General features: G+C 63.2%; 20 protein-coding genes and 2 pseudogenes. 7 read left to right on the forward strand and 15 right to left on the reverse strand.

Translation table 11 applies throughout. The features are described 5' to 3' along the window. Positions 1 to 10: 10 nt before the first annotated feature. The 3 genes from ACQY5G_RS05375 to ACQY5G_RS05385 all read right to left on the reverse strand — a co-directional run bounded on the left by ACQY5G_RS05375 (position 11) and on the right by ACQY5G_RS05385 (position 5,208). Positions 11 to 2,368: an SLC13 family permease gene (locus ACQY5G_RS05375; protein WP_428277727.1), complete on the reverse strand. Its 2,358-nt coding sequence runs from the start codon at positions 2,366 to 2,368 to the stop codon at positions 11 to 13. A gap of 542 nt (positions 2,369 to 2,910) precedes the next feature. Then, complete coding sequence (locus ACQY5G_RS05380) at positions 2,911 to 3,738, reverse strand: hypothetical protein (RefSeq protein WP_428277729.1); 828 nt, start codon at positions 3,736 to 3,738, stop codon at positions 2,911 to 2,913. A 660-nt stretch (positions 3,739 to 4,398) separates the two neighbouring features. Further along, on the reverse strand, positions 4,399 to 5,208 hold the full coding sequence (locus ACQY5G_RS05385) for a TIGR04255 family protein (RefSeq protein WP_428277731.1): 810 nt from the start codon (positions 5,206 to 5,208) through the stop codon (positions 4,399 to 4,401). A 324-nt stretch (positions 5,209 to 5,532) separates the two neighbouring features. On the opposite strand from ACQY5G_RS05385, the gene ACQY5G_RS05390 reads away from it, so the two are divergent. Then, complete coding sequence (locus ACQY5G_RS05390) at positions 5,533 to 6,426, forward strand: hypothetical protein (RefSeq protein WP_428278727.1); 894 nt, start codon at positions 5,533 to 5,535, stop codon at positions 6,424 to 6,426. 13 nt (positions 6,427 to 6,439) lie between these two features. Here the strand turns inward: ACQY5G_RS05390 and ACQY5G_RS05395 are convergent. Then, positions 6,440 to 6,652: pseudogene (locus ACQY5G_RS05395) on the reverse strand (amidohydrolase family protein); the annotation flags it as partial. 212 nt (positions 6,653 to 6,864) lie between these two features. On the opposite strand from ACQY5G_RS05395, the gene ACQY5G_RS05400 reads away from it, so the two are divergent. Continuing rightward, the gene (locus ACQY5G_RS05400) at positions 6,865 to 8,334 is read left to right on the forward strand and encodes a serine hydrolase (RefSeq protein WP_428277733.1); all 1,470 of its coding nucleotides are present in this window, start codon (positions 6,865 to 6,867) and stop codon (positions 8,332 to 8,334) included. Positions 8,335 to 8,474: 140 nt separating this feature from the next. Here the strand turns inward: ACQY5G_RS05400 and ACQY5G_RS05405 are convergent, their stop codons facing one another. Further along, positions 8,475 to 9,935, reverse strand: a complete 1,461-nt coding sequence (locus ACQY5G_RS05405; RefSeq protein ID WP_428277735.1) for an amidohydrolase family protein — start codon at positions 9,933 to 9,935, stop codon at positions 8,475 to 8,477. A gap of 144 nt (positions 9,936 to 10,079) precedes the next feature. On the opposite strand from ACQY5G_RS05405, the gene ACQY5G_RS05410 reads away from it, so the two are divergent. After that, the gene (locus ACQY5G_RS05410; RefSeq protein WP_428277737.1) at positions 10,080 to 10,514 is read left to right on the forward strand and encodes a DUF6526 family protein; all 435 of its coding nucleotides are present in this window, start codon (positions 10,080 to 10,082) and stop codon (positions 10,512 to 10,514) included. A gap of 72 nt (positions 10,515 to 10,586) precedes the next feature. Here ACQY5G_RS05410 and ACQY5G_RS05415 read toward each other — a convergent pair whose 3' ends face one another. Next, complete coding sequence (locus ACQY5G_RS05415; RefSeq protein ID WP_428277739.1) at positions 10,587 to 11,186, reverse strand: NYN domain-containing protein; 600 nt, start codon at positions 11,184 to 11,186, stop codon at positions 10,587 to 10,589. Positions 11,187 to 11,485: 299 nt separating this feature from the next. Further along, entirely contained in the window at positions 11,486 to 12,070 is a 585-nt protein-coding gene (locus ACQY5G_RS05420; RefSeq protein WP_428277741.1) for an SDR family NAD(P)-dependent oxidoreductase, read from the reverse strand. Between the two features lie 93 nt (positions 12,071 to 12,163). Here ACQY5G_RS05420 and ACQY5G_RS05425 point away from each other — a divergent pair, with 93 nt between their 5' ends. Then, entirely contained in the window at positions 12,164 to 12,292 is a 129-nt protein-coding gene (locus tag ACQY5G_RS05425; RefSeq protein ID WP_428278649.1) for a hypothetical protein, read from the forward strand. Between the two features lie 88 nt (positions 12,293 to 12,380). Beyond that, complete coding sequence (locus tag ACQY5G_RS05430) at positions 12,381 to 12,815, forward strand: hypothetical protein (RefSeq protein ID WP_428277743.1); 435 nt, start codon at positions 12,381 to 12,383, stop codon at positions 12,813 to 12,815. 26 nt (positions 12,816 to 12,841) lie between these two features. Here the strand turns inward: ACQY5G_RS05430 and ACQY5G_RS05435 are convergent, their stop codons facing one another. The 3 genes and pseudogenes from ACQY5G_RS05435 to ACQY5G_RS05445 form a co-directional block, all read right to left on the reverse strand. Beyond that, positions 12,842 to 13,558: a HEPN domain-containing protein gene (locus ACQY5G_RS05435; RefSeq protein ID WP_428277745.1), complete on the reverse strand. Its 717-nt coding sequence runs from the start codon at positions 13,556 to 13,558 to the stop codon at positions 12,842 to 12,844. Positions 13,559 to 13,563: 5 nt separating this feature from the next. Next, positions 13,564 to 14,748: a DUF262 domain-containing protein gene (locus ACQY5G_RS05440; RefSeq protein WP_428277747.1), complete on the reverse strand. Its 1,185-nt coding sequence runs from the start codon at positions 14,746 to 14,748 to the stop codon at positions 13,564 to 13,566. Between the two features lie 326 nt (positions 14,749 to 15,074). After that, positions 15,075 to 15,302, reverse strand: a pseudogene (locus ACQY5G_RS05445) (hypothetical protein); the annotation flags it as partial. Between the two features lie 228 nt (positions 15,303 to 15,530). Between ACQY5G_RS05445 and ACQY5G_RS05450 the strand changes: the two are divergent. Next, positions 15,531 to 15,902 (forward strand): Panacea domain-containing protein, encoded by a 372-nt coding sequence (locus tag ACQY5G_RS05450; protein WP_428278650.1) that lies wholly within the window; start codon positions 15,531 to 15,533, stop codon positions 15,900 to 15,902. Positions 15,903 to 16,779: 877 nt separating this feature from the next. Here ACQY5G_RS05450 and ACQY5G_RS05455 read toward each other — a convergent pair. From ACQY5G_RS05455 to ACQY5G_RS05475, 5 genes are all read right to left on the reverse strand, one after another. After that, the gene (locus ACQY5G_RS05455; RefSeq protein WP_428277749.1) at positions 16,780 to 17,151 is read right to left on the reverse strand and encodes a hypothetical protein; all 372 of its coding nucleotides are present in this window, start codon (positions 17,149 to 17,151) and stop codon (positions 16,780 to 16,782) included. A gap of 691 nt (positions 17,152 to 17,842) precedes the next feature. Continuing rightward, positions 17,843 to 19,285: a hypothetical protein gene (locus tag ACQY5G_RS05460; RefSeq protein WP_428277751.1), complete on the reverse strand. Its 1,443-nt coding sequence runs from the start codon at positions 19,283 to 19,285 to the stop codon at positions 17,843 to 17,845. Positions 19,286 to 19,554: 269 nt separating this feature from the next. Further along, positions 19,555 to 20,799 carry a hypothetical protein gene (locus ACQY5G_RS05465; protein ID WP_428277753.1) on the reverse strand — a complete coding sequence of 415 codons (1,245 nt, stop codon included), beginning with the start codon at positions 20,797 to 20,799 and terminating at the stop codon, positions 19,555 to 19,557. 521 nt (positions 20,800 to 21,320) lie between these two features. Continuing rightward, positions 21,321 to 21,731, reverse strand: coding sequence for a putative toxin-antitoxin system toxin component, PIN family (locus tag ACQY5G_RS05470; RefSeq protein WP_428277755.1), 411 nt, complete (start codon positions 21,729 to 21,731; stop codon positions 21,321 to 21,323). Between the two features lie 3 nt (positions 21,732 to 21,734). After that, positions 21,735 to 21,956 carry a hypothetical protein gene (locus ACQY5G_RS05475; RefSeq protein ID WP_428277757.1) on the reverse strand — a complete coding sequence of 74 codons (222 nt, stop codon included), beginning with the start codon at positions 21,954 to 21,956 and terminating at the stop codon, positions 21,735 to 21,737. 235 nt (positions 21,957 to 22,191) lie between these two features. On the opposite strand from ACQY5G_RS05475, the gene ACQY5G_RS05480 reads away from it, so the two are divergent. After that, positions 22,192 to 22,698 (forward strand): ATP-binding protein, encoded by a 507-nt coding sequence (locus ACQY5G_RS05480; RefSeq protein ID WP_428277759.1) that lies wholly within the window; start codon positions 22,192 to 22,194, stop codon positions 22,696 to 22,698. Positions 22,699 to 22,972: the final 274 nt, after the last annotated feature.

The raw sequence follows: 22,972 nt of genomic DNA on the forward strand, positions 1-22,972 counted from the left end.
CTGCGCGGCTTCAGCCTGCGGGCACGAGCCGCCATACGAGGGGGAGGACGGTCAGGACCACGGCCATGACCAGGACCAGCAGCGGGAATCCCGCCTTGATGAAATCGACGAACCGGTATCCTCCGAAGCCCATCACCAGCAGATTGACCGGATGTCCCACCGGACTCATGAAGGCGCAGGAACTCGCCACCGCCACCGTCATCATCAGCGCCTGGGGCGAGAGTCCCTCACTCGTGGCCGTGCTGAGCGCAATGGGCGACATGAGGACCGCCACCGCCGCCGTCGGCATCATTTGAGCTGACAGCGCGGTGATCAGGAAGAGTCCCGCCACCACCGCCAGAGGACCGAAGTCCGCGAGAGATCCCAACACCGCCTCGGCCACCAGCGCGGCCGTTCCGGATTCCTGCATCGCCAGTCCCAGGCTGAGCATCCCCGCGATCAGGACCACCGCCTTCAACTCGATGCACCGATACGCCTCTTCAATGTTGAGACAACCCGTCAGCACCATCGCAACCGCTCCGATCGGCGCCGCGATGAAGATCGGCAGAAGGCCCGAGACCACCGAAGCCAGGACGCCCGCCATGATGACGGCGCTGACCGGAGCCTTCCGGCTTCGCACCACCTCCGCCGCTCCCTCGGTCATGACGAGGAAGTCCGGGTGCTCCACCAGGAGCGCGAGCTTGTTCCTGTCGCCGTACAGCAGGAACGCATCGCCCGGGAGCAGTTCCATTCGCGGGAGCCCGCTCCGGTAGATCTCTCCATTCCGCCATATCGCAAGGATGGAAACGCCGTAGTTTTCGCGGAAACGGAGTTCCTTGATCGTCTTTCCCGCGAATGTCGTGCGCGGAGAAAGCGAAGCCTCCGCCAGGCCGACGGTGTCGGACTCCAGCCGGCTGAAGTCCAGGGGACGGTTATCGCCCACCGTCAATCCCTGGAGCCCCCCCAGGATCTCGAGATCCCCGAGCCGTCCGCGGAGCAGGAGGACGTCCCCTCCCTCGAGTTTCGTGTCCGGATCCGGCATGAGAAGCTCTTCATCGGCCCGCAGGATCCCCACCACCGTCAGGCCGAACGCAGCGGCCAACCGGGTTTCCGCGAGCAGCTGACCGGCGAGCAGCGATTCCTCCGAGATTCGGACGCTCTGAATCCTGCGCTCCAGCCGGTAGCGGGGAAGCAGTTCTCCGGCCGGCACGGAATGGACGGCTCCAACGGTCCGGTCCTCCCCCAGTGCGGCGAGGCGCCCGCTCTTCGCCGCAGCGAGCAGACGGTCCCCCGGAGCGAGCGTCATCAGCCGCAACCCCGTGCGATGCGCCCGATCGCCCCGCAGAATCGCGAGTACGTGCAGGCCACGGGTCCGGCGCAGATCCGCCTCTCGAACGGTCTGCCCGATCAGCGGGGAATCTTCCGCCAACTCCAGTTCCGCCACCTCGATGGAGGCATCGGCGATCCGCTCCAGCGTTCGATCCCTCGACTCGATCTCCAGGTGCTTCCACGCGCGCAGGGCTTCGAACCGCTCGAGGGTGCCTTCGACAACCAGCTCATCTCCCCCGCTCAGAACGAAGTCGGTCCCGGGAGCGAGGATCATCTCCCCGCTTCGTTGCACGGCGACCACGTGGAGGCCCAGGGCCTGGCCCAACCGGCTTTGCTGCAGCGTCCTGCCCGCCAGGGTCGAATCGTCGGGGGCTCTCAGCATGCCGATCAGGCCGCGCAGGTCGTAGAGTCCCCCCAGATCCGCGGGCGTCGATTCCTTCTTCGGATCCCGGTCCGGAAACAGTCGCCGCCCCAGGAAAGTCATGTAGACGATGCCGACGGCGAGCGCGGTCAGCCCTACGGGCGTGAACGAGAACATCCCGAACGGCTCGAACCCGGCGTCCTGCAGCGCGCCGTTCACGAGGATGTTCGGCGCGGTTCCGATCAGGGTCGTCATCCCGCCGAGCAGGGATCCGAACGCGAGGGGCATGAGCAGCTTGGACGGCGGCGTCCCCGTGCGGCGGGCCATGTCCAGTACGACCGGCAGCATGAGGGCCGTGATCCCGATGTCGTTCATGATTCCCGACAGGAGGCCCACCGTGGCCATCATCACCGCGACGAGGCGGCCGACGCCATCGCCCGATGCCGCCAGAACGCGCTGGCCGATGAAATGAGCCACCCCGGTCCGTGTGAGCGCTCCGCTCAGGACCAGGACCGAGGCGATCGTGATGACCGCTTCGTTGGCGAAGCCCATGACCGCCTGCTCGCCCTCGAGGATGCCGGTCACCACGAGTCCCAGCATCACCATCAACGCCACCAGATCCACCCGGATCCGCTCGGTGACGAAGAGGACGACCGCGACCGCGAGAATCCCCCCGACGACGAAAACCTCGAAATTCACCCCGTCTCCCACCTCTCGTTCGAATTGAGCGTTCCCGGAACGCAAGGGCCCCGAGGACGAAGAACGCCCTCGGGGCCCTTACCCCAGCGTCTTGCTGCACCCGAAGGCCTTTTGCAGTAGAGGACGACCTGAGGAATTACGCTCGAAGGATCGTCAACTCCCATCCAAACCGCAACGTGCGAAGTTGACGGCCGCGCCAGGAGTTTGTAGCCTCCGGCATACGTCCAGCGTTCGCGCTTGACCAGGAAACTTGCTCCCCGCCCGACACGCCGAAAGGCCTCGGGCGGGGTTATTTTTTGGGATCCTATGGTGAGGACGGATCCGGCCTCACAAGACCCAGATGCGAGTGGCCCCCGAGATGTTTGGGGTAGCCGGGCGATGGACGCCCAACCCATCCGGGGGCCGTTATGAGTCTTGCTGCGAAGCAGCGCGTCTGAACAGGGCAAGGCGGGGGGAAGTTCTCAGCCACACGGGGTGTCACGCGACGGGTCTGTGTTACTGATTCAGTAACAATCATGCCTGTGTAGACACGCCCGAAGGGCTTATCGTCGCCGCGTCGAAAGGTGATCCAGGTCGAGTGGGTCGCTCTCGACGTAGTCGCGGGCGGTCAGGTCATCCAGAGTCAGGACCACGCCATCCACACGGACGAAGCGCCCGGGTGCCGGCTGCGCCTGCGGCAAGGCTGTCAGGCAGTGCTCCGCGTCTTCGGTCTCGTCCCACGAAGGGGCCGCCCTGACTCGAACTTCGCGGAGCGAGCGGAGGACGCGCCCCTCATCGCTCTGCCTATCGTGCCTCTCCGACATCCGGTCCATCAACGGCCTGGCGAACTCGACAAAGTCGTCGGGGAACGCGGTCCTCGATCGCTTACGCGCCAGCGCGAGGGATAAGCGACGCGCGTCTTCCTCCGTCTGGCATCCGTCGATCTGCTCCCAAGCGGCCACCACCGCCTTCTCGACCGTCATGACGCGATCGAGGTCGGCCACGAGACGTTGGTCGGCCACTCCCGGGATGAAGCCGTAGTCCGGTCTTCGACCCCGCTCGATCTCGCGGAGCACCCGATCATTCACCTCGACCAGCGGGCTAACCTCGGCGAACGGGCGACCGGCGCAGCTTCGGACAAGGTCGCAGGTCTGCGTGAGGACTGCGAAGCCGCGCACCGACGTCTCGGCGTTCTCGGCTCCTTCGACGACCGCCGCTTCGCCGTCGGCGGTCAGGGGGTTGTCCATGTTTACCCGAAACAGGAACCAGTCGTCGGCGACGACGCAGTCGCCCTGACGCCAGGTCGCGATTCTCTGGTCGACCTGCTCAACACCGGAACCGTCAACCGCGCCCACGCCGCTGGCCCCTTGCGGTTCGAGCGGCGCGTCCACGCCCCGGTTCTTGGTGTACACGGTCGCTCTTCGCGTCGTAGAGCTCGTCAGGCGGGAGAGGCTTACGCGCCGTCCGGGCGGCTTCACTGAGCGGCGTCAGCGCCGGGACGAGACGAGTGCGCCCGGGACCAAGGGCTAGGCGTGCCTCCGGAAACCGCTGGTCCGCCAGCATTTCGAACGGAGTCGTACCTTCATGGGCATCAAGCAGAGCCGCACGCGTGCTGCGTGCCGTGCCACGGTCGGCATGGCGGACAACGTCCAGCACACGCATGAGCCGCTCGTGGTTCGTAGCGTTCAACGGCTTCCCGCTGGCCCAGAAGTGAACGCTGCGGCGCGATACTCCGAACAGCCCAGCGAGCTGCTCCCAGGTCAGGCCAGAGATTCGCCGCAGCTCGGAGACGGCTTTGCGAGTGGCCTCAGTCTCGATCTCCACCTGTGTCGCCGCGGGCTCGTGGCTTGTTCCGCTGGCGGTCGCATCGGATTCGCGAGCGTACGGTTCGCCCCAGATTGTCGTAGGCTCTGCGGAAGACGTGCCGGCCACCGACAACGCGCCGCTTACCATGAGCACCGATAGCGAGGCGCGATCCCGGTTGCCCGCGCGACCCGAAAAGGATGTCGTCCCGTCGCTGACGGCCGACTCGCGTAGCAGGGATTCAAGGGTCACGGCTCACCTCCGTACCGCCGCAGAAACTCGTCCGACACCGCCCAGCGGAAGATGCTGTAGATGCGTTCGGCGAAGCCTCGCGCCTGCTCGACCACCGAGTCGACCTCGAGCTGCCGGCTGCCTGCCTGAAATGACTGGAAGGCATCGGTATCAAGGATCCAGCTGGGCTCGTTGATCGCGTCCAACGCGCCAGGATCGGTCGTGCTTTGCGGTGCGAGCAGTCCCCAGCGAGCGGTAATCTGACCCGCGTTGTCGGGCAGAATGAACACGTTTTCCGAGATCGCGCGCTGAGCACGTGCCGCGAGTGGGGATACGAGAACGCCCGCCACTTCCGGGCGAACGAGCTGGGGAAGAGCGCTCAGGTTTTTCCCGGACACGCGATCGATGTAACGTACGCCGAGACGATCCAATACCTGCGGATCGACGTGCTCCTTGAGTGCCTCCAAGATCAGCCTCAAGCGCTCCATGAAGTTTTCGCGGCTCGAGTATTTTGTGGTCTCCAGCGCGAGGAACTCGGGTGCCAGTGTGACACGCCATGCCCCTCTCGCTTCGTTAAAACGCCATAAGGTGTTCGAGCGTGTGTCCACCACTCCTTGTGCGCCCAGGACGACGCTGCGTTCCTCCTCTGGGCGCAGCACCGGGTAGAACTCCCGAACGGCCTCCTGGAACGAAGCGATGAACCCCCGCTTCTCCACCGACGCAACAAGCGGAAAGCGCACTTGGGCGATGACCCGCACGAGCGGCGGGTCAGCCAGCGGGACCTCGGGCGGGGGCGGCCCGGTCAGAGGCATGTCGGCAGCATTCATGTGATGGCTCGTTTGTCGATGAACGGCGTGGCCAGGCGGTGGCACGCCAGAGAATCATACGACACGGCGTCCCATTTGTGAATTAGAGTGTGAAATGGCCTTGAAGGGTTGCTCGACGTCGCCGTGTTGTTCCGGCGCCTCGATGACGTTAGCGGCCCTCCTCTGAGAAGCACGCGACGATCTCTGGACCGGACACACGTGACGAATTACCATCTGACCATGTCCGGCAATGGCGGATGCAGGAGATGCCAACCATGACGAGGAAGCGTAACCCGCACGTTACAGGCCGGGACCCCTACCGGCCCCGCGATGAGGCTCTCGCGGATGAGTGACGCACGACCGTTCAGCCACATCGCCTTCTTCGGGACGGTGAAGGACTGCCTGCCGGACGCCGAGTTTCGCGCTTTGGCGAAGCAGCTGTCTGCCGCCGCCCAGGCTGGACCGTCTCCGAGCCTGGTCGTGGCTCTGGCGAGCGAGCTGCTGGGCCGGGACCCGCTCAGGCTGCCGGATTGGGTGGATACGGACACACGCTACCTGGTTGTGTTGGACGTACCGGAGCAGGCCATCCTTCGCCTCGCCTCAAGACTTCGACTTCACAAGCCGGATCAGCGGCTGCAGGTATGTCGCGACGCTTCCGTCGTGAAGCGGCTGGTCATCGCGCTCGAGCGACCGGCTCCGTGGGAGGGCATCCTTGACGCATATGTCCTTGAGGATTCTCTGGTGGTCGTCCTCGGAGACATGAGCGTAAGGCAGTTCCCGTTTGGAAAGCTCCCGAAGGTCAGGCGGTTTGAGCCGGCCGTGGCCCGCCAATTCGAGATCGATTCAGCCGGTTCCTACCTGCATTGGCCCGACGGGGAGGTGCATATGGGTCCGTCTCAGATGTTGCAGGCCGTGGATCCCGTGTATCTGTCCGAGGTGGAAATCCGCCGGTACCAGATGGAGAACGTGTCGCAGGCCCTCCTCGACATGAGGCATGATCGGCGTCTGAAGCAGACGGAGATTCCGGGGCTATCGGAGAGGCACGTCCGGCGGTTGGAGAAGGAGAAGGTGCGTCTCACGGTGGAGGCGGCGAGCAAGTTCGCGGATGCGTTCGAACTGACGCTGTCGGAGTTCCTGGACGAACTGAGCGGGCTTCACCGGTGCCCGGGCCCGCCAGGATCTCGCCGTTCTCATACACCACCTCGCCGCGGCGGAGCGTCATCACGGGCCAGCCTGTGACTTCCCAGCCGGAGTAGACCGAGAAGCCGGCGCCGGAGAACATGTCCTCGTCGCGGATGGGGCGCGTCTCGTCCGGGTCCCAGAGGACGATGTCGGCGTCCGAGCCCACGGCGATCGTGCCCTTGCGCGGGTAGAGTCCGAAAAGCCTGGCGGCGTTGGTCGAGGTCACCGCCACGAAGCGCTCCTCGGAGATGCGTCCCCGGACGACGCCCTCGGAATAGAGCATCGGCCGCAGTTCCGGGAAATGTGTTGCCGGGGCTCCGAGTACCGCCGACCATACGACGCATCCGACCCCGGATCGTCACGAACAAGGTTCACACGATGAAAACCTCCGATTTGGTTGGATCGTCAACCGAGCCGACCGGTATAGATATGATGCGCGCCAGCCCCCGCCTCTCTCGCCTTTGTTCCGCTCCGCTCCCCCTGCTAGCGGCGGTGATGGCGGTCACGTTGTTCGCGGCGTGCGGAGACAGCACCACGGAGCCTCCTCCGGATCCCCCCCGGGCGACGACGATCTCCGTGAGCCCGGCCACGGTCGACCTGGCCGCACTTGGCGCGACGGTTCAGTTGTCCGCAGAGGCTCGGGATCAGAACGGTCAGTTGATGGCGGGGGTGGCAGTGACCTGGGCGAGCGGCACGGCCGCCGTGGCGACGGTCGACGCGTCGGGTTTGGTGACGGCGGTGGCCAACGGATCGGCGACGATAACGGCGAGTGCCGAGTCGGCGTCCGGATCTGCGGTCGTCAGAGTCCTCGACTTCACAGGACTGCTGCAACGGTTTATCGACGAGCACGGCATCGGGGCGGCGGCGTTGGGTATCATGAAGCAGGGCGCGATCGCATACGACGGGGCGGTCGGCTACATGGACGCTCAGCGCCGGGTGCCCGCACGGCAGGACATAATGATGAGGCTCGCGAGCGTTACCAAGCCCATCACCGCTGCCGCGATTCATAAGCTTGCGAGCGACGGCATGCTGGCGCTGGACGACAGGGTCTTCGATCTCGGGCAAACCGGAGGCGGGCTGCTAAAGATCGATCCATTCCCTGAATTGGGCGACTCGCAGCTGGCGGACATCACCGTGCTGCATCTGCTTCAGCACCGAGGTGGTTGGGACCGCGAGGTCGCGCCGGACTTCGCATTCCGAGAGATCGAGATCGCGGCAGCACTGTCGATCGCGAGTCCGCCGGGACGTGAGAACACTGTGCGCTTTGTCCTGGGGCAGCCCCTTCAGTTCAGCCCCGGTGCGAGGCCCGCGTACTCGAATATCGGATATCTTGTACTCGGCCTCGTCATCGAAGAAGTGTCAGGCAAGGACTACATGACCTATGTGCTTGAGGACATCTTCAACCCCCTGGGCGTGGCTCGCGGCGACCTCATTCAAGGCCGTACTTTCCCGGAGCACCGAAGCGCTTGGGAGCCTTGGTACGACAGCTCGTTCAGGTGCCGGAACGTTTTCGACCCGTTAGGGCCTACCGTGTGGTGCCCAGAAGGAGGGTGGGACCACGAGGCCAAGATCGCCGCTTTTGGCCTGGTGGCGTCCACACGGGCGATACTGGCGTTTCTTGATGCTTACATAGTCTTCGGCGACAACATCGGTCGCCGCCGCGGAGGCGGAGAGGGGTCTGGCTGGTGGGCTTACCATACGGGAAGTCTCGAAGGCACCAACACGCTAGCGTTCCAAAGCGGAAACGGGATCAGCTACGTCGTTCTCTTCAATCGCCGACTCCCACCAGCGTCAGATTATAGCTACGTAGAGTTGTTCCTGGACGTGCTTGAAGACCAAACGGCCGACCATATGGCGGCGCGACACACGGTCGCGGAGGCTTTCGCGAGGAAGGCGGATTCCGGCGCCGGCGACGTGCTCATTAGCCGGGGGATTACCATCGGAGCAGAGCGGAGATCCCGGTGAGGCCGGTCGACAGGCGACCTTGCCAACCTGCGCTCCCTGTGACCAACTGCCCGGGCGTCTTCCCGCTGGAGAGGACCTCGATCTCCTGCCCCTTGAGGGTGATGCTGTGGGCGTTGCCGGGGAGGCGGTCGGGTCGCGAGTTACGGCGCCCGCCACCTCCCGCGGCGGAGGAGTTCACCGGTGCCCGGCGCGGCCAGGATCTCGCCGTTCTCGTACACCACCTCGCCGCGGCGGAGCGTCATCACGGGCCAGCCTGTGACTTCCCACCCGGAGTAGACCGAGAAGCCGGCTCCGGAAAACATGTCCTCGTCGCGGATCGTGCGCGTCTCGTCCGGGTCCCAGAGGACGATGTCGGCGTCCGAGCCCACGGCGATCGTGCCCTTGCGCGGGTAAAGGCCGAAGAGTCTGGCGGCGTTGGTCGAGGTCACCGCCACGAAGCGCTCCTCGGAGATGCGTCCCCGGACGACGCCCTCGGAATAGAGCATCGGCCGCACCACCTGGAGGTTGCTCAGGCCGGCCCGATGACTGGAGATGGTCTGCGACGGGTCCATCTTCTCTTCGCGGAGATACGCGACGTGGTCCGTGGCGAGGACGTGCACGGATCCGCTGGCGATGCCCGCCCACAGGGCGTCCTGATCGCCCTGCTCGCGAAGCGGCGGCTGCCCCACGTAGAGCCCGCGGTCGGGGCCCTCGAAGCGCTCCCGCGTGAAGTGGAGGTAGATGGGGCGGGTTTCGACGAAGACGTCGAGCCCCCGGTCCCGGGCCTCCCGCAGCACGCGCAGCGCGCCCTCGGAGGAGACGTGAACCGCGTAGATGGGCGCCCCGGTGGCCTGGGCCATGGCGACCGCACGCTGGCAGGCGACGACTTCGGCGAGCACGGGCCGGCTGTCCGGGAAGTACTCGAGCGAGGTGCGCTCCGCGGCCGTCAGCTCGGCGATGGCGTGGGCGAGGATGGGCCAGTCCTCGCAGTGCACCATCGTCAGGATGCCGGCGCGCCCCGCCTCGGCCATTGTCGCCATGTGGTTGGGCACTGCGGCGTCGAACGTGGTCCACACCATGAAGATCTTGGTGCTGGTCTGGCCGGTTTCGGCGCCGAGGGTGGTCATCTCGGCCTGCTCGGTTCGGGGCGTGATGCCCGCGTGCAGGATGACGTCCGCGATCGCGTGCTCACCGATGAGCGCCGCCTCGCGCTCGATCGCCTCGGCGAGGTTCTGCTCTCCGGCGGGAAAGGCGAAGTTCGAGATCGTGGTGATGCCTCCCGCGAGCGCCGCCTGCGACCCGGTGCGGTAGTCGTCGCGCGTGCGTCCCCCCAGGTGGACGTGCGGATCCACGCCGCCCGGCATGACGAGCAGCCCGGTGGCGTCGATCGCGCGGGCGCCGGCCCCCGCGGCCAATCCGGTCCCGATCTCGACGATGGTCCCGTCCCGCACCCGCACGTCCGCGTCGAATCGCCGCTCCGAGGTGACCACGGTGCCCCCGCGGATGAGGATCTCCTGGGTGGCCATGGCGGCCTCGACCGGGCCGCCTGCGGCGAGCGTCGCGAGGAGCACGGCGGCCGCGGTGTGGAGGGGGCGGGCGGCGAAGTCTCTCGAGGCGGCCATGGGGTCCTCCGGGTAGCGGGCGGCGCGATGGACACCATAGCCCGGCCGCTCGACGGATCGCCAGCGGATCCCGGCTTGCGCCGGCGTCACCCGACCGCGCATTACTCTCGCGCGTGACATGCCCCCCGAGACCCCGGAGTCGCAATGGCCGAGCCGCAGAGCTACGCGAACCACGCCAGGCGCCCTCCGCTGCTGTTCATCGCAGCGTGCCTTCTCTCCATCGCCGCTACGGTAGGCGTCGGATACCGGGTCGTCGTGGATTACAGCGCAGAGACCTTGGCGCTGTTCGTGGTCGCCGCCTGTACGGCGATAGGCCTTCCTCTTGCGCGGCGCTTCTCGCTGGGCGTTCAAGACCGGGTGATCCGCCTGGAGGAGCGCCTCCGCCTGGAAAGGACGCTGCCGGACGAGCTGAAGGGCGACATCGAGCGGCTGACGACGGACCAGCTCATCGCTCTGCGCTTCGCGTCGGACGCGGAACTGCCCGGATTGGTGCGCCGGGTCCTCGCGGGCGAGCTGGCGAGCCGGAAGGGCATCAAGGAGGCTGTGGAAGACTGGCGGGCGGACCACCAGCGCATCTGAACGGGGGGGCCGCGACGAAGTCCTCGGTCGTGCGCGCGATCGGCAGCCTTAGGAAGGTGAGGACGAATCCGACTATCCGATGACCTGATCCGCGTGTGCACGAAGTTGAGACCGGCCACGAGCTCCCATCATATGCAGGTAGACGCGTAGTCCCTCACGACGCGCCAGCTTGAGCGCAGGCATCATATCCAAGTCACCGGTCACCACTACAACATCCGTGACGAGGCGTTTCAAGGCGAGCGTCGCAATATCAAGGCCAATCCGCATATCAACGCCCTTCTGCTTGAAATCGGGTTGAAGGTCCGACGCAACAACTGTCCCGGTACTGGTGGGCGGACTAATCAACTGGTTCGCGATGCTGGGTCGCAACTTCCACCCCTTGAACTTCAATTCGCCGCGACGCACAGCCACATCATTCTCGTGTTCCAACTTTTCGATGAATGATTGATTTCGGCGATACGACGGAGTATCTCCGTACCGTGTAACACTTCCATCTAGCGGATTGGTTTGCTCGCCGGTATACGGTTCAGCGGTGTAGTAGAAGATACGATACAAATCCGAGTCAGGTTGAAGCGGCGAAGCGGCATACGCGTCGAGGATCTTTTGGCGTTCCGCCCGGAAATCAGCGATGGTTGGGAATCGCCGCAGTGTTCGCCCTAACCGCTTCTTCATGAACTCACCATCGATCAAGACCGCAAGACGAGACGTGCAGCGCCTCCTAAAACCGGCTGGGGGATACGGAGTAGATAGACAAAAATTGGCCCCTGCGTCCGTTAGGTAGACGACCAAGAATGGGTCGCCCCGGCGCACAGGGGCCGCTTATAAGTCTTGTTGGCGGGGACGTTATGCCGCGTAGCAAACGGTGTCAAGCGCCGCCTTGACCTATAGGTACACCATCGCCTTGCGTTGGGTTTCAATCGACCCAGCCGTGAACCATAGCAGCCGAGGGGCCGCGCCGCGTTGCTCCTGCGTCAGACGTCGGTCAGCGTGAGCGGGCGGGGTGACCGCCCGTCGATGTCGGCAAAGCCGTAGTGTTCGGCGAGCGCGGCCGCCACGAGCACCTGTCCAGTCCACCGGCCAACGTCCTGATCGCCGGCCAGCGCGGCCACGGCCCGGCCTATGAACTCGGGGCTCTCCGAGTTGCTGAGGTCGAAGACCCCGGCCGTAAGCACTGCTTCCGTCCGCACCAGGCCCGGGTACAGGGATACGACGGCAACATCATGGTCGCGCAGCTCGACGGCCATGTCGGCGGTGAGCTTGTCGGTGGCGGCCTTCGCGACGCCGTAGATCACGTTACCCTGGTACTTCTGCGCTGCCCACTGCGAGACGTTCACGATGAGACCGCGCCGACACGGCACCATCAGCCGTGCGGCATGCTGGCTGGCAACGAATGCGGCCCGCACGCCGACATCCATCATCGCCGCCCAACGCCATAACGGCTGGTCCCAGAACGGCGCCGACCAGGTGAACCGGCCGTCCTCGACCATGTTCTCGTAACCGCCCCAGGCGTTGTTGACGAGTACGTCGAGCCGTCCCTGCTCGGTCACGATCGGCACCCCAGTGCTTATCTGACCTACCTCTACCTGTATCGGCAGACGGCCGATGAAGCGGCTGAGCTGAGCCTGACGCAGATCGCGGAGGGGACAGGCCTGTCCAAGCGGGCGGTCCAGGCCGCCTTGGCCACGCTGCAACGCCGCGGGCTCGTCGACATCGAACGGGACGGCATCACTTCCGTCGGCCGCTACACTGTGAACCGGCCCTGGCAGAGGTCGCGCTGAAGACGCGCAGTCGGCGTGGTGCCGGAGCGATGCATCGCGGGATGTCCATCGACGCGAACCGGGGTCGCCCGACCGGGTATCGGGGTGCATGGATAGCAGGCGAAGGACGGGAGCGGCTCTCACCTTCCTGGCGACCGGCCTGGTGTTTGTCGCAGGCTGCGGTGTGTTCGACCCCGGCCCGCAGTTCGGCGCGATCACGGGGAACTGGGCGGGCTGGTGCTGCGCTGACCTCCTGGATGCAGGCGGTCAGTGGTATGTCACCTTGGAAGAGGGTTCTTCGGGGGACGTCACCGGAACCGTCGAGTACATCGAGGCGGGCGGTCCGGCCATGCAGCCGCTGATCGTTTCCGGGACAGTAGACGGGAGACACAGCGGAGCGCGCGTTTCGTTGGGTTTCCGCTACGATGACGGGCGTCGAGGCAGTTTCACGGGAGAGCAGAGTTCCGAAACGGCGCTCCGGGGCAGGATGTCCGGCTGGAGGAGTTTTGGGCCGGATGCCGTGCTCTTCGAACGTACTCCGTAGGGATCAAGCTGTCGGCATAGCCGGCACTAGCTGTTGCCGTCGTAAAGAGTTACACCCAAGTCTCTCGCGAACGCTCGCAACATCTTTATGATGCGATACACCTCCTCCGGTGCGCTCGACACCGCAGAGTTGAGCGAATGAGCGATCTCATTCCTGCGGTTGATAAAGTTCTCAAGTGCTGCAAGAAGTTCACCGTGCGTCTTCCGTTCATCTTCCCGGTCGAAAAACGCCTTTAGTGATCCCTGCTTGCAAACCTCCGAGCAAATATCTTCTCGACCGCTGACCCTAAACAGTTTGTTAATCTGAGTCGCTCGCATATTGATTTCATTGTGGATTAGATGATCATATATGTTCTGTTGGATATCTCCCTCGACGAACGAGCACAGCGCATCAACCTTAGGACGCACCTGCTTAGCTGACATCTTGAGCGCGTCTCTCTTGGAGCGCCCGTTCACCTGAAGTCGCACCGCTTCACCTAGCGTTCGTTTCCATGCAGTCATCAAAAGCATGTCAGGCAACTCTGATACACTGTGCGCTCCGTTCACTACGTGTCTGGCGTGTTCAAGCGCCATCTCTCGAATGAACTCCTCAAATGCCGCCGCCAGCATCAACGTAGTTGCATGTATCGATGCCACTCGTGTCTTTGGAGACACTCCCGTACCTTGCCCAATCTGGACAAGCAGGAGAAGCGAATTCAGGGTTTCATCGAAATCGTCGACAATTACAGAGAAAGGATTTGCCACATGCATTACCCCGGCAGAAGGATTGTTTGCAATAGGTCGATACGGCCCCTTACTGCCTCAGCAGTGTTCCTCCTGCCTACGATCAGTTCATAGTTTTCGTCGTCAGCGACCGCGGTCCTCAACCTCTCGGCCACACCGACCCTGTCGGCTCGTACATCCTCTCGATGATCCCAGACCCTGCTGAGCGCGACCATCGCCGCGTCGTACAACGCCGCTGAGATTCGCTCCTTGCCGTGTTCGCGGAATTTGATCGTAAAAGGGTCATCACCGAAGAGGTCACACAGGAACGCGAAGTGCATTTGAAAGTCATCTGCGAACATCTCCACCTCCTCGGAACTCAAACTCTTAGCCATGGCTCTATCTAGCATGCTTCTCATGGAACCGCGGATATTGTCGGGATCACGCAACGCGAAGACGCGCAGTACAAGCTCACAATCTCGCATTGTAGCGTAGAGGTTGTTTTTCCGTCGAGCAGGATTCTCATAGTACTCTGCTTCGTCAGCTTCAGTGTATGGAGGAATCCCAAACACTTCTGTGAATCGCTCTAGGCGACTCAGCTCGAGAATGCACCGATTCAATGGGCCAGGATGAAGGGCATTCCGGATCTCTTGCGCATTGAGTCGTCGACCGCCAGTATTCAACCTATCAAACACTAAGCGCCGTACGTCGGTAATGGAGAACATACCTTCGTGGGGTCGCTCTGATTCGCTTTCCATCAACAATACAATCGCTGATATCGTGGCACGATCAAGGGTTCTCTTGATGCGCGGAGGGCACGTCGTATACCGTAAACCATTGAGTGGCGTGAGGACTGTTAGCCCCCGAAGAGCAAAATCGCCGGCGAAGAACTCGCGGATAGCATTTAGACGCTGCTGGCCATCCATCACTTCATATCTCGCGGCGTCAGCTTCGTAAAAGAATACTGGGGGGACTGGAATGTTGAGGAGGAGAGATTCGATCAGTTTGGATTTCTGCGGGTTAGTCCAGCGTAAGCGTCGCTGGTACTCGGGGCGAAGATTTATCGCATCCTTCTGCTCGATCATGTCGCGAATTTGCGGCAAGAAGAAGTTGTTGAACTGATATACGATCCGAAAGGAGTTCTGTGCGAGAAACTCGTCGGGATCCTGTGGTGTTCGGGAAGCCGTCTCCGGGAGCGGTTCTTGGTCACCGAAGTCTACCGTGATCTCCATCCGGTGCTCCGTCGGTTGTGAGGAAGGGGTGGGTGAGGGCGACGAACGGCGCAAAGGATCTTGGTACATTGCCGATCAGAGTGCAAGAACTTGTCCGAACGGTGAAGGGGTCGGAGCGTCGGAGGCGAAAGGAGAGGGGGACGGAGACGGTCGCTCGCCGACGAGGCCGAGCGCGATGCTTGGGGTTCGGTGGGGGGGCCAGCATGTACAAGGACGGCAATCGCCCCACATGCGACCTCGCGGACGCCGGCGCTTCAGGCTGCGTCCACATACAGTAATCACCTGACACCCGGCCTCGCCGAGATCAGCGCTTCAGGCTGCGGTCTTCACCTCCTTCCTAGTTGACTTCTTCCGGCTCCGGGGCTTCCGGATCTCCTTCTTGAAGACCTAGTACGGCGTCCTCCCTCCACGCCGCGGCCGCGGTGCGGTCGGTTCCGGTTGTGGGTCGCCAGGTCGGCGTCGAGATCGGTCTGCATCTCGTCGACCGACTCGTACCAAGTCGTCCGCCCCTTCACCCTGAGGTGCTCGTCCGGGAGCGCTCGATGGAACCGCTTCTTGTCCCTTGCAACAGATCGGTCGTAATCTTAGGTTCTTTTTGACGTTTCGGTTTTTCATCGGGAGAGCGATCAGAGATGGGTTTGGACTTGAATGCGCTGAGGGCGAGGAGGGGTGGCGTACCTGCCTATATCGTTGCGGAGCAAATTCTATGGCTCCGTAGCACGATGGGCCGAGAAACGACTCCCTTCCAACTCCAGAAACTTATCTACATTACGCATGGCTGGATGCTCGGGCTGCATGACGAGGCTCTTGTTCATGACAGTATCAGGGCGTGGGAATACGGCCCAGTGATTCTGGACGTGTACCATCGTTACAAGCAGCATGGGCGACGACCGATTCCATCACCAGAACATGATAGCGCTGACTTCTTGACGGGGACTCAGCAGACTGTAATACAGGACGTGGTTGAGGAATACGATCTTCCGTTCGAGGATCTTTTTAGGATTACTCACCATGAGGATTCTCCGTGGACGAGAACGTGGACAACGAAGGGGAGAAGCAGCATAATTCCGAATCACTTAATTCGGGAGCACTATCTCGGGGTAATCGAGCGGGCCCGGACGTGTCCCGAGGAGGAGAACTCGCCAGACCCATAACCGCTCCGGGTCGTCCTCTCTCATCATCTGACATTTATCGTCGTTGGAGACGCAAGATTGCGTTCGTCCGTTGGCCTATGTCCGTTGGTGTTGGGCTTGTTTGGTTAGGGCTGACGATTCTCGTTTTGATTCAAACATGCAAGCTCATTTTTGGTGCAGCGATCGAACTTGGACTAGCTGGTGTGTTCACAGCCTGGGCCGCGCTTACAGCCGCAGCCTTCCGTGCAGTCAAACCAGATCGGAAAAACCCCCTACCCGGCGGCCGAATTCAAGAGGCAACCCCTCGACGGATCGGATTCGGCAAGGACTGATTCCCGCTCTCCGCTGCAGCGTGGAACCAGCGACATGGTGAGCTTTTGGACTGCGGACATCGCGCACCTTCGTCTTCCGGTGCTCGATTTCCTTCAGCTGCGTGGGGCAGCTCGGAGGGGTGCCCGATCCTCTCGTCGCAGCCGCAGTACATCTCGATCTTACACGTCGTGCTCCTCGACGAAGAGGCCGTGCTACTTTCGATCGGCCTCTACGGCATCAACCCCGTCGTGCTCGGGCTCGCTCGTCGAACCCGACCGCTTGTGAACCCATTTCGGGTCACCGACTACCGGGCGCTTCATCCGCAGTTGTTTAGGTCGCCACGACCGCTCGGCTCGGGCCGTCGGCCAAGGCGCCGTAGTAGATGCGGCCGCGCTCGGCGGTGGCGATGGCGAGCGAGACAGCAGTTGTCGATCGTCTCCGCTCTCTACGTGGAAGCTGCCGAGCTCTGCGTTGTCGGACGAAGCAGCTGCTCCAACCACGGTCTACGGGAACGACCGGTGTGTAACGTCGTGGCCGCCATACCGGTCACCAGATCTGACCTGGAAGTAGCAAGTTCCTGCGCGCGCTACCAGTTCTCCTCGCAGATATGGACGCCGAACGGCGACCCGTACTGCGTGCAGTCACCCCGACAACGCGATGGCTCATCGGACGACGGGAGCGGGAGCGGCAACGCAGGATTCTCCGACCTCGCGTGGCGCGCCGGCTTCCCGCGCTCTGCAAGCATGCCGGCGAGTGCCCCGACCAGCCATGGATCGTCGATCTTCTCCAGCACGCGGATCGCCCGTAGCAGCCTCGGTCGTTTCGCGCCGTGCCGGTCAGTGCCGAACAACAGGTGCTCTCGAAGCGCGTTACGGGCATCCGCAAGCGCGACGTGAATCTCGTGGGGCGTCGGCGCGCCTTGCGGCTGCGCGCCGGACGCGGATATCTTCTCAGACACAAAATCCTCCTGAACCCGTCTAAACGCTTGTGGGAATTGAGGATGAAGCCCTTCTCGAAGCGCCTACTTCGGGTCGGGCGGTGAGCGGGCCGCCTTTGTGCGGCCCGTTTGCTATCCCTGCGATCTATGCCAAGTTGAGCGGAAGGTGGCGCGAGCTTCCAACCCCTCCTTGACGCACTGCCTGATTACCTGTGCCGATGACGATTCGACGCGCTCTGCTTCCGCGACCACCGCGCGCTTCATCGTTGGCGTCATCTGAACCTGGACGGTCTCCGATCGAGGCTCATTGTCGGGCATAGGTGGCTCTCCTTTGTTGAGGGTTCCTTGCGATGATCAGGCATACACCCATAAGTCTACCTGGGTTCCACCGATGGTGTCAAACGGAAATCGTGTGAGAATGGGGGGTACCGAAGAGACGCCTCCGCGCCTAATACGATCGGCTTGTTCTACCGGGGGACCCGCGCAGCGCCGCAGATCACGGCTCGCACCCGACTGGCGTCGGTCCCCTCGCCTCAACTGCAACGACGCGCCGCAGACTCACGCCACGCTGCGGTAGCGCCAGCGTGACCTAGACTTGGAGGGACGACGAACTGCGGTCGCGACGCAACGATCGCGGCCAGCGTCGCGCCGTCTCGCGCCAAGCACGGCGGCCCTGTCCCGCCTCCGCGCGGGCTACGCGTCCTGCAACGAATCAGACAGCTGGCCGCTGAGCCCGTCGAAGCCTGCCTTCGACGAGCTGGTTCCGAAGCCGGCGGACCACCTGGCCACCGGTCTCACCAGCCTGCGCTGCGATCCACAGGTCATGAAGGTCTTCGCGTGCCAGAAGTACAACATCATCCCGCGCCGCCTTCTCAACCTCGACCTCGGATAGCCCTGCGCGCGGTCTGTTTGTCGCAAGGACCGCGACCACTTCGTTGTCAGGAAGTTGGCGGCGTACGTCCTCCGAGCGAGCGATCAGCTTGCCCAGTTTGCCGCTCGCGTCCGGCGGCCCGACCGTGCACTCGACGGCGAGAATCATGGAAGAGCCGGGGTCATGAGCCAGGTGATCCACAGCGTCTCCCATCCCTTTCTGGGCGCTCAGCGGGTCTACCTGGAACCCCAGGAAGAAGAGGAGCAGACCAACGGCGGTCTCGAACTCCTTCGCGTTCCGCCATGTCTCGTCTCGCAGCTTCTCGACGAACTCGTGACCGCTTGGATCGAAGACGTCGTGCGCTCTCATCCGCAGATTGGAGCCCGTCAGGGGCACGGACACGCAGTCTGCGCACCTGTCTCCGATGATAAGGAAGAGCGTTGCGGTGTCATCGCTTTTTCGAATCGGAACGTGCAGTTGGGAGTGGAGAACATCTCCCTTCTGTTCCCATTCATGTTCAACGAGCTTGGTTGATCCGTGACGGAAAGGCTCTCCCGGCGTCCCCAGGGTCCAGGCCAGCTCAGCCTTCGCAACGAAGACTTCCGAGGCAGCCCGCAAGGCTACGGTCACGCCTTCGGACGTAGACGCTACACTCTCGCGATCGAAGCGCGCGGCCAGGGGCGCGATCAACTCGACGACGGTAGTGCTGCCTTGGACCTTCAGGCCTCCGGGCCGTGCGCAGAACCTGCGCACCAGGTCCGGCAGGCCATCGTAGGCGTTCGGACCGCTGCGGATCATGCTGTCCAACTCGAACGGGTCGTGACCCCCTTGTCTCACGGCATTGAAGATCGAGGAACCAAAACCCACGAGCGAGTGGCAGCTCCACGCGTCGTACTCGGCGATCTGGTGGGAGACGGCCAACTCGCTGAAGCTGTATCTCAGATTAACCGTAGGCTGACCCGACTCATCGACGTATCTGACGGAGCGCGGGCGCAGCTTCACCATATCACCGGCGACTCCGCGCACCACAGCAGGCAGATCCGCCACCGGACGAACGACTTGCCAGGCACGGACGTCTCGCCGGTCGACCCGCGACAGTCTTGGGATCGACCGGCGTGTTCGATGATCGAGAAAACCGCGCGTGATGAGGTTCACCCAACGGCGGCCATTCCGGACCGCACAGAAGCGCAGGTCGATCGATTCCCAGAACCCGGAGCCGTCTACCTGCTCCAGGAATCGGTTCGCAGCTCGCTCGTTGGCGTGTTGAGGTGTTTCCTGTGACACGTGACTCTCCGTTTCTTCAGCGGGATCGACTGGGAAGCACGTCGGGTAACCTCCGCCAGAGCACCAACCATACCGCGCGACTGTGAAGAGCCGGTCCAGGCAACGAAGATTTGATGGAAGAACAGCGTACCAAAATCAGGTCATCCCGCACCGCTTGCCTGCCCGGGTCACTCTGCCATCTCTCCACTTGTCAACGGCCGGCGTGTAGGGTGGACGACACGGTTCGGAATGCGTGGTCGGCGTGCCTCGGAAGACGCACGCGGACCGTCTCAGGAAGACAGCTCATGCGTTGGGCCTCCCAGAGCCACGTCAACCGCTTCCCAGGAAGGCTCTTCGGTTTCCGCAAGACGTTTCAGAATCCCCTTGCGGCAAGCGTGCTGCGCGGCGGCGAGAGTCTCCCGGATGGCCGGCGTATCCCTGACGTCTCCAGTGTGCACGGCCTTCGAGCCGAGATCGTAAGCCCTCTTGAGCAGGTCGTAGTACCGGCGGCGTTCCTCGAAGTCGGCACCCAGATGCCAGGCACCCATGAGTGCGAGGCGGAACCGCAGTTCGCCTCTGGACTTGGGTAGATATAGTACCTCTAACGCGATCCGGAGATCGATGTAGCGGTCAGCTAAGGTGGCGCTGGGACGCTTGGAGCTGATCCAACGCTTGATAGCCATGTCCACAGCCTTCGGTGACTGCGCACGGGCGTGGCGCTGAACATCGAGATCACGCGCGGCTTCCAGATGTTCCTGCTGAAGAAGAACTGTATCGTCCCACGACGATTCATCGGTCGAGGCAACATGGCTAGAGCCGTCGAAGATGTTGAAGGCTGCAAGGTCGCCGGCATCAAGCCAATCGTGGGTCCACCGCACACAGTGGTCGCTCGCGAGGGACAGCGCCTCGGTGAGTCGCTCGCGCCAGTTGTTGGCGGTGAGGCAGGGGATCCTTCCACCGGCCCACACCTCCCGAAGATTCCAGTCCGGCTTGTCGCCGTGGACACGCGTCGGTCGGTAGAGAGCGGGAGCAGCCGTGCCGTCGATCGACAGCACGGTTCGGCCGATGAATCGGAAGACATCGGTCTCGTGCGGGGTGAGAGAATGCGGCAGATGTGGTGCCAAATCGGCTGCGTACCCTCCCTCTGGCAGTTGCGTGATCTGCACGCCCTCCTCCAGCGCCAGCGGCTTCTCACACCGAACGCCCGCAAGTAGAACCTTGATTCGGTAGCGGTAGGGCTCTCCGGCAATCCAGCCACGCAGGATTCCCACCGCGCGCGCTGAGCCGAGAACGGCCGAAGCCCTGACCAGAGTGCGAGCGAACTCGGTAACCGTAGGCTCGGCCAAATCCTGCGCACCGCCCATCAAGGCGACCAGTCCGGTCCCGACACGCTGGGTCTCGGGCTCGATGTAAGCTTGCAGTTCGCGGTCGAGTCTCTCGACGAGCACGGCGAGAAGAGCCTCCGGAATGACGGCTCTTGCACTGCGCACCAGGCGTTGTCCGGTCGGATCGCCGGAGGCGTTCAGGCTCCGCATCTGGGCAGCAGTATACGTCCCCCCGTAGGGTTCCGCGTCGAATCGAGTTCCCCTCAGAATCTGGTCCCCCAAGTCCGTAAGTCGTGGCATCGTTACGAGCTGCGGGATGGGGTCAACGGGTGTGCGAAGAGGGAAACGGCATACTCCCGCATCCGGTGATCGGGCTCACGCGGCTCGGGAGAGAGACTCCCGTGAAGGAGGCCTCCTCGTCGGAAGCTACGCGTGGAAGCAACTGGAGGTCCAGTGATCGATTGTTCAGAGGCCTTGCTGGGAGGCGTGTTCCGTAGGGCGCTGACGTCCACGGCGCGTCCGGTTGAGTGCTGACCCGACTTACTCTTCTTCCGCTCGATGCTGTGCTTCGGGCTCCGGTACCACGAGATGACCCTGATGGGCCCACCGATGAGCGCCTGCAGCTCCTCGAGCTTCGCCTCGGGGCCCGCGACGCAGGAAGTAGGCGGACTAGCGCCAGCGGCGCCACACAACGACTCCAGAACGCCGCGGGGCACTTCTGGGTCAAACGGTCATGAGTGGGCGCCGAGTCCAAGGAAGTCCGTGGGCGTTACGATTCCGATGCCGCGGAAGGGGTCCAGGGTGAGAAGGTCGGCATCCCCTGTGATGATCCAGTCAGCACGACCGCAGACGGCCAGCTCGAGTACCTGGTCGTCCTTGGGATCGCGGCAGGCTCGAATCGATTCGGTGATTTCCACCAAGCGGGCGTCTCGGAGCAGCAGCCCGAGAAACCGTTCTCGCTCGCTCGGCGCGACATATCGATCGAACTTCGGGCGAGACACCACATCATGAAGCTCCCTCATCAAGGGAACCGATACGAGAATCTCACCGGTGTCGTAGGCCTGCGCGAGGGCAACTCCGGGCGTCGCATCCCCCGAAAGCATGGCACTGATGATCGCGTTCGTGTCGAAGACATATCGCATCACCTAGTCTCTCAGGAGCTCCTCGAGAATCTCGGGAGTCAAGCCGCGCGCCCGCGCGTTCCGCGTGATCTCCGCCATGACATCGTGGAGAGACTCGCCGGTCCGCGTGACATCACGCAGACGAAGGTTGAGGAGGAGGTCCAGCTTGCGACGATCCTGGTCCGACGCCGCCCGATAGGCATCAGCCAGATCCGGATCCACGGCGATCGTGATGGTGTCCGTCACCCGAGTCCTCCTTTCCGAAGTGGGTTCGTGGTCGGTTGTCTCCATGGTACCGGGTGAAAATATATCTCGGGACGGGCGTTCCGGGCGATTCCCGTGCGGATGCGTATTCCGAGGCATGCCGACCACCGATTCCATGCCGATCACCTTGGAGTGAGGTGCCTGGAGGGCTTCGACTGGACCTTCCAGCCCACGGCCGATTCGATCGAAGCTCGAGACCCTGGCCACGTGCGCCTTCGTGCGCGAGGCCGACAACGTGCTCTTCATGGGCCCGCCCGGCGTCGGCAGGAGCCACCTCGCCGTGGCGCTCGGCGTGAAGGCCATCAGGAACGGGTTCAGCACCACCCACTTCCTCCTCGATGACCTGATGCACGTGCTCAAGGGAGACGCGGCGGTCCCGCCCCGAAGGCTCAAGGCCAAGCGCTACCTGAACAGCGCGCTGCTCGTCATCGACGAAGTGGGCTTCCGGCCACTCGTTCGCCGGGAGGCCAACCTCTTCTTCCGCCTCGTGAGCGCGCGCTACGAGAAGGGCTCGATCATCCTCACCTCCAACCAGCACGTGCGCGACCGGCCCGAGATCTTCGCCGGCGACGAGATCCTCACCACCGCGATCCTCGACCGCCTGCTGCACCACGTACCCATCATTCACATCGATGGCCGCAGCTACAGGCTCCGAGAGATCGGCGGCCTGCTCACGCCGCCCAACCCCGCTCCCGCACAAGGAGGTGACATCAAGACTGCTTGAAGAAACCCGGGTGCGTAAATCCGGGTGTCTCCCAACTGCGTGAATCTGGGTGTCTCTTTACAGGGGCTCCCGGGTCCCCTCCATGAAGATCGAGTACGGCGTCCGCCCCTCCATGCCGCGCGGTGCAGGCGGTTCCAGTTGTAGGTCTTGAGGTCGGCATCGAGATCGGTCTTGCCCCGGCCTGAGGCGCTCGCCCGATTACCACCGGAGTGACAGGTCAGTACGCCGATGTCCCGATGGACTCGTTCTTCAACGGGAAGATGTTGATGCGCCG

This window comes from Candidatus Palauibacter sp. (assembly GCF_965261555.1).
Classification (GTDB): domain Bacteria; phylum Gemmatimonadota; class Gemmatimonadetes; order Palauibacterales; family Palauibacteraceae; genus Palauibacter.